This window comes from Lactobacillus sp. VURO6/B1 (VP7) (assembly GCF_058139575.1).
The window spans coordinates 60,801-75,543 of record NZ_JBVOWJ010000002.1 but is presented as its reverse complement, the minus strand read 5'-3'; the positions used below and the strand labels follow the sequence as shown (position 1 = coordinate 75,543).

Sequence of the window (14,743 nt, the reverse complement as noted above, 5' to 3'; positions counted from 1 at the left end):
GTTAATCCTCCATTCCAGTTGGTGTTTTTTCATAAAACTTATTAGTTCTTTCAATAAAGTCAGCAACTTGGAAAATACTGCCTTCATCAAACCGTTTGGCCATAATCTGCAACCCTACAGGCATCCCGTCAACTAAACCAGCTGGAACGCTGGCAGCAGGAATTCCAGCTAAGTTGGCTGAAATTGTCAAGATATCATTGTTATACATTTTAATTGGGTCGGAAATTTCACTACCGATGCCGAAAGCAGGAGTTGTTGTCGTTGGTCCCATAATCACATCATTTTCAGCGAAAATCTTATCAAATTCGTCACAAATTAACGTTCTTACTTTAGATGCTTGTCTAAAGAAACGATCATAAGATCCAGCCGAAAGAGCAAAGGAACCCAGCATAATCCGGCGTTTAACTTCTTCGCCAAAGCCTTCTGAGCGCGACTTAACGTATACATCTAATAGGTTCTTAGTATCTTGAGCACGGTAGCCGTAGCGAATACCATCAAATCTTTGCAAGTTTGACGAAGCCTCACTTGAAGCAATGATATAGTAGTCGGGAACTGCATATTTTGTTAAAGGTAAAGATACCTCGGTGATAATAGCACCTGCTTTTTCCAAAGCATCAATTTGTTCTTGCAGAACAGAACGCATATCACCATCTACTGCAGCCATATATTCTTTAACTACCGCTACATGCATACCCTTAACATCTTGACCAATATACTTGGTAAAATCGGGAACTGCCCTAGTTGAAAGAGTAGAGTCGTGATCGTCACTACCTGCAATAACATTTAAAACTTGAGCCGAGGTTTTTGCTCGCTTACTCATCACACCGATTTCATCTAATGAAGAAGCAAATGCAATTAAACCCCAACGTGAAACTCGACCATATGTCGGCTTAATACCAAAAATACCGTTAAATGCAGAAGGCTGTCTGATTGAACCACCAGTGTCTGAACCTAAAGCAGCTACAACTTGTCCAGAAGCAACAGCAACAGCTGAACCGCCCGATGAACCACCCGGTACCTTATCCAGATTCCACGGATTATGAGTAATGCCAAAGTATGAATGTTCAGTAGAAGAACCCATCGCAAATTCATCCATATTGGTTTTGCCCACGAAAGTCACTTGTGCTTTTTTCAGCCTTTCAATAACCGTTGCATCATATACCGGAATATAATTATCCAAAATATGACTGGCAGCTGTGGTCTTAACACCATCAGTTATAATGTTATCTTTAATAGCAATTGGAATACCAGCAAGTTTATTTTGATCAAAATCAAGATTATTTGCAGGTTTGGCATCTTCTTGAACAGTAATCCAGGCATTCAACTTGTCATCTGTTTTTTTAATATTATCGATTGTATCTTGCGCTAATTTGTCTGCAGACAAAGTTCCTTGGGCAAGCTTTTCATTTAAAGAGTCAATATCTTCATTTAAATAATTCATTACTCGTCCTCATCCTTGTTAATAATTACTGGAACCTTAATGAAGCCATTGGCTTGATCAGGAACATTTTTCATTAATTCATCTCTGTCTTGCCAGTGTTCAGGCTTATCTTCTCTAAAAACAGTATCACGATCAACAACCTGAACTGTCTCCTTAACGCCATCGGTATTAACTTCTGACAATTGATCTGCCATATTAATAATTGAACTCATTTGTTCAGTTACTTTGCCGATATCTTTTTCATCAATTTCAAGTCGCGACAAAGTCGCAACGTGTTTAATTGTATCTTCTGTAATTTCCACGCAAATATACCTCCTTATTCGCCACCATAAATATGGACTTGATAACTACTATCCCCTGTTTCCTTGGCAACTAAAGCCTGGATGTCATTAACAGAGCCAATTTTAATTTCAATTGGCACGTTATTAGCTAAATACTTCTTTGCAGTTGATAAAACAAGTCTCGTGAAACTTTGTATTTGCTCATACCCATAAAACTGGGTAGTAATTGAAATATTTTCCTGAGCTAATTTACCATTTTCATATCGTAAAGTTGCCGTTACACCACTGATATTAGGGAAATAATTTTGAATAGATTCTTTAAAACTATTGAAACTGGAAGCATCACTGCTGTTGATTGCTTTTTTACCACCAACAGTAGGCAAAACTTCAGATTGAGTATTAATAGTTTTCCATTTAGTTATTTTACTACTATTAGCAGCCGCTGTCCCACTCAAAAAGTAAGTTCCAGCAACTAACGAATCCTTGCTTTCTTTAGCAAAAAGACCAACAGTGATTGGAATTTTCTTTAACGATTTTTTCTTCCGCAAGCGAGCTACGACTTGTTCAGCTGCTGCTTGGCCATATTGCTTTTGCTTTGCACGCGATATTTGGGCTTGATATTCAGGACCATCTTTTTTCTTTTGATAGTAATCAATAGAATTAAGAGCAAGACCAACGCTAATACCGCCAATATGATAATTCGAACCGGATCCTGTCAAAAAATCTTGTTCAAGTATTTCTTCTATGTAATACGGCTGATAATTTTTCTTAGTTCCAGCCTCAGGATTCAGACCATTGGGATTTGACTTTGACTTGCGCCCTAACCATTCATTAGCCATGTTGGCAGAAATATACTGACCTTCTTGAAAAACATAAGAATTGGTTGAATAAACACCCTTAGAAATCTGAACCAAGCCTCGTTCTAATTCTCTGGTATCCACCGAATTATCATTATTAGTTGCTGTTAAACCAGATATTGGGCTAGTTACATAGTGTCCGTTTTTAAGCAAAACAGTATATCCATTGTTACCAGTATCAGTAGTCTGATAAGTTTTAGAATTGGAATTAGAAGATGTTTTGGCATTATTCGCCAAGTCAGAATTTTTCAAGTTTCCACAAGCCGTCAAACATAATGATATTCCTAAAAGCGCTAATATATGCAAGTATTTTTTCACTTTAAATGGTCCTTTATTTAACTTGAGCAATTGCTTCTTCCTCAGTCAATAATGGTACGCCCAGTTTCTGAGCCTTTGCGTATTTGGAACCAGCATCCTGACCATAAATGACATAGTCTGTTTTACCAGAAACAGAACTAGTTACTTTTGCACCCAAAGATTGCAATTTTTTAGTAAATTCACTTCTGGTATAGTGAGCCAAAGTCCCTGTTAAAACAACAGTCTTATCTTTAAAGTAATTATCTGGAATAGACTCAGTTTCTTCTGGACCAGCACCCAGATAATCCATATTAAGACCGCTGTTTTTAAGTTCATTGACTAACTCTACGACTTCATCCTGAGCAAAATAGGTTGTTAAAGATTCTGCAATTGTCATGCCTATTGTATCTATTGCAGCCACATCTTGCACGTCCGCTGCCATAATCTTTGCCATATTTTTAAACTTTTGTGCAATCAAACGTGCAGCTTTAGCACCAACATGATCAATACCCAGCCCTGTTAACAATAATTCCACTGAATTTCTTTTCGAATTATTAATTGCATTTAATAAATTGCTGATGGATTTATCTTTGAAATGATCTAGTTTTGCTAAATCAGATGCATTTAAATGATATAAATCAGCCACATTATGTACCAGATCATTCTTAATTAGCTGTCGCACAATTTTGGGTCCTAAACCATCAATATTCATTGCAGGTCTTGAAGCAAAGTGAGTAATTCCTTCTTCAATTTGAGCGGGACAAGACGGATTAACACAACGCAAAGCCACTTCATCTTTTAGATGGATCAGTTTTTCACCACACGATGGGCACGTCGTCGGGATTGGATACGGCTGGGCATCCTTAGGCCGTTTTGCCAGCACCACTTCTGAAATTTCAGGAATAATGTCACCCGCTTTATGCAACATAACGGTATCACCAATACGGACATCCTTTTGTTGCAACAAATCGGCGTTATGCAAAACAGCATGAGAAACTGTAGTACCGGCAAGTTGCACAGGATCCATGATAGCGGTAGGCGTTACGACACCAGTACGACCAACGGTCCATTTGATTTCATGAACCACAGTTTCCTGCTCTTCTGGTGGAAACTTATAAGCTATTTCCCAGCGAGGTACTTTGACTGTGTTTCCCAGTTCTTGCTGTAAATCTAGGTCATCAACTTTTAAGACGATGCCATCAATGCCATAATCGAGTGAATTTCTTTTTGCAGTATATTCATCAATAAAAGCAAAAATTTCAGCCATTTTAGCAATTCTGCGGCCTGTTTGGTTGGTGTGAAAACCCAGCTGCGTCATTTTCTCAATAGCCTGATGTTGACTGGTAATCTCTGCTGGCGGATTAACCCAAGTATAAATAAACGTACTTAAATGACGGTGCTTGGTAATGCTGGCATCTAATTGCCGCAAAGACCCAGCTGCTGCGTTACGGGGATTAGCAAAAGTTGTTTCGCCTTTTTCATCACGTTCTGCATTAAGTTTGGCAAAAGGCTCTTTGCCCATGTAACATTCGCCGCGTACTTCCGTTGTCAGTTTTTCTGGTAAAGTTTGGGGAATATCTGCAATATAACGAGCATTAGGAGTAACATCTTCACCTACTTGTCCATTACCCCGAGTTGAAGCTCTGGTTAATTTACCGTCAGTATATTCTAGCGCAATTGACAAACCGTCAATTTTTAATTCAACGTTATAAGCAACTTCATGACCAACCTGTTTTTGCACCCTGTCATCAAATTGCTGCAGTTCTTCTTTTGAAAAGACGTCACCCATTGATAACATCGGAATTTCGTGATTAACCTTGGTAAACTGATTGTCAATCTGACCCCCAACCTTTTGGGTAATAGAATCTTGGGACACCAGTTGCGGAAATTCCTGTTCAAGCTCAACTAAACGATTATAGTTTTTATCATACACATTATCTTCAACTTCTGGTGTGTCATTTGTATAATATGCATTTGCCCAATCATCCAGTTTATCTCTCAGCGCAGCAACTTCTTTTCTGGCCTCATCAAGAGTTAAATCTGCCATTTTCTTCCTCCTGATTAAAAATACTATTTTTTTACTTCTATCTTAATTATACCTTTTTAATTGGTGCAAATGCTGCTAGAAGCCGCTTGATTCCTTTGCCACTAAATGCAATATCAAGCTCCATGTCTTCGCCTTTACCGTTAACCTTAGTCACAACGCCTTTGCCCCAAGATTTATGTTCTACTTGATCACCGACATTCCAACCCTTTTTCTCAGCACCAACTGCACCAGCAGGTTTAATTTTAGGAGTGTAAACCTGTGCACGAGCTCGTTCATCTGCGTTAGCGAACGGGGCAGTTTGTGTCTGGTAGTTGTCATTTGAGAAAGTAATTGGAACTGAATTTTCAATATCCAGATCATCTTGATCAATTTCTGCCAAAAATCTGGATGGCGGATTATTCTGCATTCGACCATACATCATACGTGAATATGCATTTGTTAAGAATAGTTCGCGCTTTGCCCTAGTAATACCCACATAAGCCAGTCTACGTTCTTCTTCCAGCTGATCATCTTCCATTAAAGCACGTGATAAAGGAAAAAGTCCATCTTCCATCCCCACTAAAAAGACTACCGGAAATTCCAGTCCTTTGGCAGCGTGTAACGTCATTAATGCCACCTGATCATCATTATTAGCTAAATCATCCTGGTCGCTTAAAAGAGATACTTCTGCTAAAAAGTCACTAAGAGCATTTTCGGTCTCATCGCTGTCTTCATTTTCTTCGTATTCGTCATCAAAACGTTTCGTAACAGACAAAAATTCATCCAGGTTTTCTAGTCTGGTTTCAGCTTCAATTGTGTGTTCTGCCTTAAGAGCAGCTGTATAGCCAAAATCCTGCAGTATTTTTTCTGTTAGACCGGTGACGCTATGATCTTTAGCAAAATTAATTGCATCACGTAATTTAGCACCAAAATCACTCAGTTTGGCCGCTGCCCGTGCAGTAACGCCCGACATATTAAGGTGATCAAAGGCTCCTAGAATTGATAAATTATTATCACGGGCAAAATCCATAAAGCGCCTAACACTCACCGGACCAATACCACGTTTAGGAGTATTAATAATGCGGTTAAAACTCATTGAATCGCTGGGATTAGCCACTAACTTCAGATAAGCCATAATGTCCATGATTTCTTTTCTGTCATAGAACTTATGACCACCGACAATTTGGTAAGGCACGTTCGACTTTACGAATGACTCTTCGACCGTTCTAGACTGGGCATTAGTACGATATAATACCGCAAAATCATGGTAGGAACGTTTTTTCTCTTTGACCTCTTCTTGAATTTTAGCAATGATAAAGTGTGCTTCATCGTCGCCACTTTGAGCTCGATAATAAGTTACTTTTGCTCCTTCACCTTGGTCTGTCCATAATTTTTTAGCCTTACGGTTGCTATTATTCTTAATGACTGCGTTAGCGGCAGCCAAAATATGTCCAGTTGAACGGTAATTTTGTTCCAACTTGACGGTTTGTACGCCTGCATCATGATAATCTTTTTCAAAATTCATGATATTTTCCATGTTAGCACCGCGCCAACCATAGATAGACTGATCCGCATCTCCCACAACGCAAATATTTTTATATTGTGCAGCTAATGCATGACACAATTCATATTGAGCCTGGTTGGTATCCTGGTATTCATCAACCAGTAAATAGCGAAACTTATTTTGGTAAAAATGCAAAACAGTAGGATCAGTTTTAAACAGAACTAAGGTCTGCATGATCAAATCATCAAAATCCATAATTTGATCATTCTTTAAACGTTTTTGATATTCCTGATAAACTTGGGCAGTTACTTTTTCAAAAGGTGAAGCAGCACTGGCAGAATATGCATCTGGAGTGAGTAAATCGTTTTTGCCATTAGAAATAGCAGACAAAATTCTGCGTGGCTCGTACATTTTAGGATTAATATTTTGCTCTTTTTGAATATGTTTGATTAAAGTGAGCTGTTCGGCCGAATCAGCAATCGAAAAATTACTGGTATAACCAATTTTTTCTGCGTCTCGCCGTAATATTCGCACACAAAGAGCGTGAAAAGTAGACATCCAAATACTGTCAGCCTGTTGTCCCAATAATTTATGCTCACGCTCTCTCATTTCAGTGGCAGCCTTATTGGTAAAAGTAATAGCCAAAATATTCCATGGCGCAATCCCTTTTTCAGCAACAAGGTAAGCAATTCTTCTGGTTAAAACAGAAGTTTTCCCTGAACCTGCTCCTGCAACAACTAATAATGGTCCTTCAGTAATCTGCACTGCCTTTTTTTGCTGTGGATTTAAACCTGCTAAAATTGATTCTGCGCTCATTTTGAATTCTTTCACCCCAAAAATTTTTTAACTATTCTATTGTACCAAAAATCATGACCATATTTTGAGTTGATTGCATTCTATTTATCAAAACGTGCAAGATCGTATTCTTCGATTAGCTTAATTAATTTGTCGGCATAATTCGGGTCAGTTGCATAGCCGTCTTTAACTAGAGCTCGAGCCTGCGTTTGATAGTTCTTAGCAGCTAGAACGTGACGATATTGTTTTGCGTCCCAAGTTGTCCCCTTTTGGAACAAGCGCGCATGAGCCCTTATAGAAGCTTCATAGGAATCATAGATTTGAAAGCGAGCTTTAACAACTACCCATTTACCTTTTTCAAACTCTTTGGTTTTTAGTACTGCCGAAGTATTAGGGTTATTTCCTTTGACGCCAAATAGGTTATTGTATTTTTGTGAAAGGTCGCTTTTGCCATAATCACTTTCAAGGCAGGCCTGAGCAATAGTAATACTTGGCAAGAGATCGAAGGATTTATCCACTTCTTTAGCTATCGGACCTATTTCTCTGATAAAAGCTTTGTGTTGCCTGATGATCTTCTGCCTGGCCTGTTCTCGAGCAAGCTGCTCCTGTCTAATCTGCTCTGATTGAATTGCCTGTCTGCGATAATAACGAAAAGTTGCAAAAGCAATAATCAATAAAAATAGAATGATAAATGTTCGAATGATGATCGCTGTATTAGATAATTTTTTGCTTTTTCGTTTTCTCGCCATTTGTTTTCCCTTGCTTTAAAAATCTCCTCTTAAGTATAACCTCTCTTGAGTATAAATTATGCAATGTAATTAATTTTTAAAATAAAAGTAGTAAGCTAACATGACAATTTTGCTCATATATAATTAAGTATACAAAAAAAATGGAGCCAAAGCTCCATTAAAAAATGCGGGCAAGAAGACTCGAACTTCCACGATCTAAAAGCGATCACAAGATCCTTAGTCTTGCGCGTCTGCCATTCCGCCATGCCCGCAACACATTCAATACTATAACCCAAAATTAAATTTAACACAAGACTTTTCTTACTCATTTTAGCTAAAAAGCTTTAATCGACCATTTGCTCATTTACATACTTGGCATACAAACTGTGATTTTGCATTAATTCGTGGTGAGTACCATGACCTGTAATTTTACCGTTCTCTACAAAATAAATTTGATCAGCATTAACTATCGTAGCCAGGCGGTGTGCGATAACCAATGTGGTTCTATTGACCATTAGTTTATCAAGAGCCTGTTGCACTTTTCCCTCGGATTCCGAGTCCAGACTTGCCGTTGCTTCGTCCAGCATCAAAATTTTAGGATTACGCAAAAAAGCTCGGGCAATAGCTAAACGTTGTTTCTGACCACCAGATAGTTTAATTCCCCGTTCACCAATTTCAGTCTCCATTTGATCAGGAAATTCCCGCACAAATTGATCGGCATAAGCCAAAGCCAATCCGTGCCAAAGTTCATCGTCCGTCATGTCCTTAGTCAAACCATAAACCAAATTTTCCCGAATTGTTCCGGAAAAAATAGCACTGTTCTGAGAAACATAGCCTATTTGGGAGCGCCAATTTGCCAGGTCAATATCTTGAATATTTTCATCCCCAATAGTGAATTTGCCACTTTCAGGCTGATAAAAGCGTTCTAATAAGGCAAAAATGGTAGATTTGCCGCCACCACTAGGTCCCACAAAGGCAATTACAGAGTTGGGTTTTGAAACAAATGAAATAGATTGTAAAACGGGTTCATTTTTAACATAGTTAAAGCTAACGTTTTGTGCTGTCAACGTTTTATTACTCAAATCAAAAGTATGATGACTTAAATTCTTTTCAGGTTCAATTTGTAAAATTGCTTGTATGCGTTCAGTTGAACCCAAGGCTTTTTGTATCTGTGAAAAGAAAGTTGCAAAATTAGCAACTGGTGCAATCACGTTAAACAGATATAGTAAGAATGCTACAAGAGAACCACTGGTCAAAGAACCCTGACCTACGCGAATAATACCAAATGCCAGAATGCCTGCAAAAGCCGCCATCATCAAAGTCATGATAATCGGCTGCAAAATAGCTTCAACCCGAGCGTCCAATACGCCAATAGTAAAAATCTTCTTGATCCTGTGGTTACCCGATTCTTGTTCATACTGTTCGCCATTACTGGATTTAATTAAACGTACCTCAGACAATTTTTCACTGACATCACCGTTAAATTTAGCTGTTTCTGACTGCAATTTGCGACCAAGTCTCACCATAATGCGACCAATTGGCAATAAAATTACTACCACAATAGGGATTACGGTAAACATTAAGGTGGCCATTTGCCAATCCATCACAAATAAGATGATTAATGAGAAAAATAGTTGTATTGCCCCAGTAATAAAGTTAGGAAATTGAGAAGCCAGCAAATCTTTAATAATTCCCGTATCATTAACCAAACGAGAACTGCTTTCACCTACTTTAGTAACATCAAAATAACTTACAGGCAGCTTTAAAAGATGACCCCACAGGCGTTCGCGCAGACTTTTAACAACGCTTTCACCAAAATAGCGCAAAACAAATCCGCCCACTGTTCCTAAAATTAATTGAAGGACAAAAACAATGATAATAATAATTAAGCTCGAATAATTAAAATCATCCCACTTGCTAGTATCTACTAATTCTCTGGTTAACAATGGTAAAGCCAAATTTGCTACACTTGTGATCAGACTGAGAAACAGCCCTAATGCAAATAACGATTTTTTAACATTCAAACTTTTTAACAAGTTTAAAAAATCACTGAATTTAACACTTTGTGTTTTATCTTTAAGTGACTTGAATGCCATAAAAGATACCGGCTTTCCTTAGTTAGACTAAATAAAAGAGTTTTTCAATAATTGAAAAGCTCTTTATTTATCTTGCTAATTATAATTCTTCATTTTCATTATGCCAGAATTTGCGCCAAAAGTCCCGATCATATTTATGCATCTTATCATAATTATAACAATTTTTGGTAAAGTCACGTGGTTCAAAGTCATGATGGCAGTGATGCTTCCTATACATGTGGCGGCACATGTCTCGCATATCAGACCTGGAGAAGTCATGGTCTGCAGCATATTTGCGCCATTTTTTAATTCTTTCCATGCGGTAGGCGGGATCAACAAAATCGGTGGCTTTTTCCTTAAAATCTTCATCCCAGCCAGCAGCAATTTTTTGCAGATATTGACCAAATTGCTCCTGCTCTTTCGCAGTCAAACCGGCAAAGAAAGGCTCGGTATCTTGCTTGTCTTTTAATTCAGCCAGCTTGGCAGCCTTTTCTTTCCCAGCTGCTGTTAAATAAACACGTTTAACTCGTTTGTCCTGCTCATCAACTTCACGTGAGATATCACCTTTTAGTTCCATTTTTTTCAATAATTCTGCTAAAGAACCAGGTTTCAAAGCCAAAATTTCAGCTAAATAATTTTGGGTTAAACCGTCTTCAAGTTTTAAAACTGCCAATACCCGTTTTTGTCCAGATATCGGTTCTTTGTTTTGAAACATATAATAACGACTAGCCCGCAAAATAAAATGCAGTTGTTTCATTAATTGATCACTTGCTTGACTCATAACTAAGCTCCTTTTATGTAATAAAAAGTTAGGTACCTAATATAATTTACAATTAAATTATAGTTTGGTGCCTAACAATTTGTCAAACAAAATATGTTAATTAGCTTTTATTTAACTTCTTTATAACTGACTAATTTTAACCTGCCGCCGCATTTGCCACAGCCATAACGACGTACATTAACGCGCCGAACCCGCACAAACTGTTGACCGCATATAGTGCAAATATACAAATATTTTGCTTTTCTTTTGCGTCTGAGACCAATATCCGGTGCATACCTTGAACCACCAACTTTATTAAGTAAAACTTTAAAATCATGGTCTTGATGACGATATCCTCTGTGATTTAAATGTAAGTGGTAATGCGTCAATTCGTGCTTAATTATGCCAATCAATTCTTGATAATATTGCGGCACTAAAAAATGCGCATTAATTTCAATGTGGTGATCATCTAAATGATACCGACCACCAGTTGTTGTCATGCGCTTATTAATTTTTACTTGGTGCTTAAACTGTCTGCCAAAATACTTAAGAGAAACTTCTGCCACCAGGTTCTGTAATTCTTCTTCAGTCAGATTATCTGAAAACTTTGGCATAAAGAGCTGCCTCTTTTTTTGTCTTAATCCTGACTTTAAGAGCTGTGACTAACTTTCTTTTTAACGGTTTGGCACCTTCCATCCACGTACCAGTAAACACATGAATAGTTTTTGATTGTGCTGACGGATTACAAAGTATGCCATCCGGATAAACGTGTATACCGGTCTGCAATTGCTGCTCCTTGTTATTAGGCTGAGCACCGTACTTGTTTTTTAAAATGTCAGACACCGATACAGTATTGACTCCCGCCAATTGGTCCTGCTTATCAAATGTAAAATCTCGGTCATCATAATAAGAAAGCATGTCTTTAATTAATGGATGACCTTTTTCAGCGCCAAAGACTGCCGTAAACGGATTCTCTTTATTTTCAAAACCAACAAAAGCTCTATTATTTAATAAATCATGCAAATTGTCCAAGACTAAAACGTCAGTATCCATATAAATGCCGCCCATTTCATAAACGGCTTTAGCCCGGATATAGTCGGAAACAAACGCCCATTTTTTAGCTTGATAAGCCTGCTCAACATATTTATTTTCGTGAATATCGAAATTGTCCTCGTTCCATTCGATTATTTGGTAGTCTTGCAGATGCTTGGTCCAAGTTTTCATGCAACGCTGAATATTTTTAGGCTTAGGGTTGCCCCCCACCCAGACATAGTGAATTATTTTGGGAATCATAAGTTAACCTCTAGTAAAAAATTTCTTTAATAGCAAAATTATGTCTTGATTAAAGTCTAGTTTCAACAAGAACATTAAAGCGATATACAAAACAAGCATAATGATTGATTTGACTAGCATGTTAAGAAATGCTGATGCAAACAATTGTGGCAGAAGCATCCCCGCTGCCAAAACAATAATTGCAATTAGGAAATATTTAGGAATTTCACGAAAAGAATATTTAAAATCATAACCATCCCGAACAATCCATAGTCGTAAAAGCAAAACTATAAACTCGGTAATTAAAATTGCAATCATTGCTCCCGTTGCACCATAAAACCGATCCAAAAAATAGCTCAATACTATTTCTAACACTGCGCCGACTATCACGGGAATAGCATAATCTCGGTCTCGGTGATTAGCAAGGGCAAATTGGTTAGCAAAAACTCCACCTGTTGGAATCATTATGATGGTCAAAGTGAAGAAGAACATCAAAGGCGTCATTGGGATAAATTTATGCCCAAAAAAGAAAGGCACAAATTCTTTAGTATTCGCCATAATAATAACTGCAAATAATGTCCCTAGCATCACTGTCGCTTCCAAAGATTTTTTTAAAACTATTCGTTGTTCTTTTTTACCTTCACCCGCCATTTTAGGCATAATCACTAAGGAAATACTGGTCACAATTCCCAAAACCATATTGGAAATTCTTTGGGAATTGTCGTAAAAGGCAACCTGAGTGGAATTTTGAAAAAGTCCTAAAATAGGCTTGTCAAGCGAGGTATAAATTTGCGTGGCAATTTGCGGAATTAAAAGGGTAAAGATTGCTTTAACAGTCGCGCGATATTGGTAAAAGTGTTTGACCGGTCCACCTACATAACGGTGTATATCAAACCAAAAGACAAATGACCCTAACATAGTTGAAACCGACATAATCAACATATACTTCCAAAGATCACCGGGACTTTTAACCCATAATAAAATCAAGATAACAGATACTAGTTTAACGGCAGTATTTTTTAAAACCACTCGGCCAAAATCAGCCAGTCCCTGAAAGAACCAGGAAATATCTACTTGGGCTGAAATGAGGTAAGGCACCATTAATAACAAATATTGACCGTACTTAATATGGAAAAAACTGGTTACAGCAATCACTATCACTATTGTGACGAATCCAGCTATGGCCTGAAAGTACCACAATCCCCAAAAGGCTTTGGTTAAATCTTGGCCACTGCCAAAAGCTCTAATCTGCGAAATGGTCCTCATACCAATATATGACACAGACAGGGTACAGAATATCATTAAGAACTGAACAATATTATTCACATTACTATAAATACCATATGTTTTAGGGCCCAAAATTCGGGAAAGGTAAGGCACGGTTATTAGTGGTACTAATACCAAAAATATTTGATAAACCGCATTATATAGAATGTTTAAAAATGTTCTTTTCACAACTTACCCTCTATTTTTAACAATTTAAATACATTTTCACAGTTTGAATCGGTCTGCACTTCATTAGTTAGATTTAGCCAGTAGTGCCGCTTCTGACTGAATTGATCTGGCATTACAAGTGCCTTAATAAGTTCCTGCTGTGCTTTCACGCACACTCCAGGCACAATTTCTTCATAAGGTCCCATTAAAAGTCCCCGTTTTTTTTCGTATTGCCGCAAATAATTGGTAATAAATATGATTGGTTTGTCAATATTTAAATAATCAAAATAAATCGAAGAATAATCAGTAATTAAAAAGTCTGTATTACCTAAAAGTTCATACAAATCAATATCAAGTTGATACAAATAGTCGTTATTGAGAAAGGCAATATTTGAAAAGCTGCTCCGCAGGTGTTTAAACAGGTTCATTTCATAAGGATGCAACTTTACTATTAAAAACTGATGGTTCTTTTTTAAAGAATTATTCAGCTTCACTGCATCAAAATCAGGCAATGCAAAGAAATTACCCTGCTCAACTTGCGTCATAATTTGTCGATCATCCATTTCATAACGAAAAGTTGGCATGTATATTCCAATTTGAGCATCATTATCCTCAGCTTTGAATAAGTCAGTTAATAATTTCTTTTTACTAATAGCAGGATTTTTCAAGGCATCAAGACGAGGAAACCCAGTTTTTCGATATTTGTTAGTTTCAATCGCGCAGCAAGCACTCATTAAACTTTCATATAAATCGCTGCTCGAGCACACGATATCCGCATTTTTTTGCCACAAATTAGCATTATGCTGATCAGTTTTGCGACTAGTATTATTAGCCATAAATCCCATACGCTTGAGTGGAATACCATGCCAGAACTGAATATTGATTTGTCCAGCATGAACTTTAAATGGCTGGTGTGTCGTTAACACAAACTTTGCTGCACCAATTTGTCGCCAAGTTTTTAAAGATAAATGTGAAGACGGCCATGGTTCAACGGTAATAACTTCATATTCAGGATGATTTTTCTTCAAATATTTGCCAAATAAATAACCATTTGAACCCGATCTACCTGCGCCATTAAGTATAACCACTTTATTATCTTGCACTGGTGTGAAACGAGCAATTAACTTCATTGCCGCTAAATATAAACGAAACAAAAAACTCTTCATTATTCAACTTCCCAATCTCTTACCTAGTATAAGAGTACAGAAAAAGCCTGAGAGAACTCAAGCTTTTTTACTTTATTTTTTAGTTTTTTAATGATTCTAACTATATA

The 14,743-nt window shown here is 37.4% G+C and carries 12 protein-coding genes and 1 tRNA gene; all 13 read right to left on the bottom strand.

The features are described from left to right. Position 1 precedes the first annotated feature (1 nt). On the bottom strand, positions 2-1,441 hold the full coding sequence (gene gatA, locus ACZ2M0_RS01520) for an Asp-tRNA(Asn)/Glu-tRNA(Gln) amidotransferase subunit GatA (RefSeq protein WP_490058247.1): 1,440 nt from the start codon (positions 1,439-1,441) through the stop codon (positions 2-4). Next, complete coding sequence (gene gatC / locus ACZ2M0_RS01515; protein ID WP_045927721.1) at positions 1,441-1,743, bottom strand: Asp-tRNA(Asn)/Glu-tRNA(Gln) amidotransferase subunit GatC; 303 nt, start codon at positions 1,741-1,743, stop codon at positions 1,441-1,443. The genes gatA and gatC overlap by 1 nt, the downstream gene beginning before the upstream one ends. Before the next feature lie 14 nt (positions 1,744-1,757). Beyond that, positions 1,758-2,897 (bottom strand): CamS family sex pheromone protein, encoded by a 1,140-nt coding sequence (locus tag ACZ2M0_RS01510; RefSeq protein WP_034977775.1) that lies wholly within the window; start codon positions 2,895-2,897, stop codon positions 1,758-1,760. Between the two features lie 13 nt (positions 2,898-2,910). Continuing rightward, on the bottom strand, positions 2,911-4,923 hold the full coding sequence (gene ligA / locus ACZ2M0_RS01505) for an NAD-dependent DNA ligase LigA (RefSeq protein ID WP_490058246.1): 2,013 nt from the start codon (positions 4,921-4,923) through the stop codon (positions 2,911-2,913). A gap of 46 nt (positions 4,924-4,969) precedes the next feature. Next, positions 4,970-7,222, bottom strand: a complete 2,253-nt coding sequence (pcrA, locus tag ACZ2M0_RS01500) for a DNA helicase PcrA (protein WP_223902448.1) — start codon at positions 7,220-7,222, stop codon at positions 4,970-4,972. 80 nt (positions 7,223-7,302) lie between these two features. Continuing rightward, entirely contained in the window at positions 7,303-7,950 is a 648-nt protein-coding gene (locus tag ACZ2M0_RS01495; protein WP_198180913.1) for a glycoside hydrolase family 73 protein, read from the bottom strand. 165 nt (positions 7,951-8,115) lie between these two features. Next, positions 8,116-8,201, bottom strand: a tRNA-Leu gene (locus tag ACZ2M0_RS01490). A 72-nt stretch (positions 8,202-8,273) separates the two neighbouring features. After that, complete coding sequence (locus tag ACZ2M0_RS01485) at positions 8,274-10,025, bottom strand: ABC transporter ATP-binding protein (protein WP_223902447.1); 1,752 nt, start codon at positions 10,023-10,025, stop codon at positions 8,274-8,276. A gap of 79 nt (positions 10,026-10,104) precedes the next feature. Continuing rightward, the gene (locus ACZ2M0_RS01480) at positions 10,105-10,785 is read right to left on the bottom strand and encodes a MarR family winged helix-turn-helix transcriptional regulator (protein ID WP_223902446.1); all 681 of its coding nucleotides are present in this window, start codon (positions 10,783-10,785) and stop codon (positions 10,105-10,107) included. A gap of 107 nt (positions 10,786-10,892) precedes the next feature. Continuing rightward, entirely contained in the window at positions 10,893-11,357 is a 465-nt protein-coding gene (locus ACZ2M0_RS01475) for a SprT family protein (RefSeq protein WP_223902567.1), read from the bottom strand. A gap of 1 nt (position 11,358) precedes the next feature. Continuing rightward, entirely contained in the window at positions 11,359-12,057 is a 699-nt protein-coding gene (locus ACZ2M0_RS01470) for a glycosyltransferase family 32 protein (protein ID WP_223902445.1), read from the bottom strand. 3 nt (positions 12,058-12,060) lie between these two features. Beyond that, positions 12,061-13,491 (bottom strand): oligosaccharide flippase family protein, encoded by a 1,431-nt coding sequence (locus tag ACZ2M0_RS01465; RefSeq protein WP_490058245.1) that lies wholly within the window; start codon positions 13,489-13,491, stop codon positions 12,061-12,063. After that, the gene (locus ACZ2M0_RS01460) at positions 13,488-14,636 is read right to left on the bottom strand and encodes a CDP-glycerol glycerophosphotransferase family protein (protein ID WP_490058244.1); all 1,149 of its coding nucleotides are present in this window, start codon (positions 14,634-14,636) and stop codon (positions 13,488-13,490) included. Before ACZ2M0_RS01460 ends, ACZ2M0_RS01465 begins: the two co-directional genes overlap by 4 nt. Positions 14,637-14,743: the final 107 nt, after the last annotated feature.

What these genes read in the sequence shown, in the direction of transcription:
- gatA (WP_490058247.1), bottom strand. Translation starts at nt 1,441, where the DNA reads ATGAATTATTTAAATGAAGATATTGACTCTTTAAATGAAAAGCTTGCC.
- ACZ2M0_RS01460 (WP_490058244.1), bottom strand. Translation starts at nt 14,636, where the DNA reads ATGAAGAGTTTTTTGTTTCGTTTATATTTAGCGGCAATGAAGTTAATT.
- ACZ2M0_RS01485 (WP_223902447.1), bottom strand. Translation starts at nt 10,025, where the DNA reads ATGGCATTCAAGTCACTTAAAGATAAAACACAAAGTGTTAAATTCAGT.
- ligA (WP_490058246.1), bottom strand. Translation starts at nt 4,923, where the DNA reads ATGGCAGATTTAACTCTTGATGAGGCCAGAAAAGAAGTTGCTGCGCTG.
- ACZ2M0_RS01470 (WP_223902445.1), bottom strand. Translation starts at nt 12,057, where the DNA reads ATGATTCCCAAAATAATTCACTATGTCTGGGTGGGGGGCAACCCTAAG.
- ACZ2M0_RS01495 (WP_198180913.1), bottom strand. Translation starts at nt 7,950, where the DNA reads ATGGCGAGAAAACGAAAAAGCAAAAAATTATCTAATACAGCGATCATC.
- ACZ2M0_RS01480 (WP_223902446.1), bottom strand. Translation starts at nt 10,785, where the DNA reads ATGAGTCAAGCAAGTGATCAATTAATGAAACAACTGCATTTTATTTTG.
- pcrA (WP_223902448.1), bottom strand. Translation starts at nt 7,222, where the DNA reads ATGAGCGCAGAATCAATTTTAGCAGGTTTAAATCCACAGCAAAAAAAG.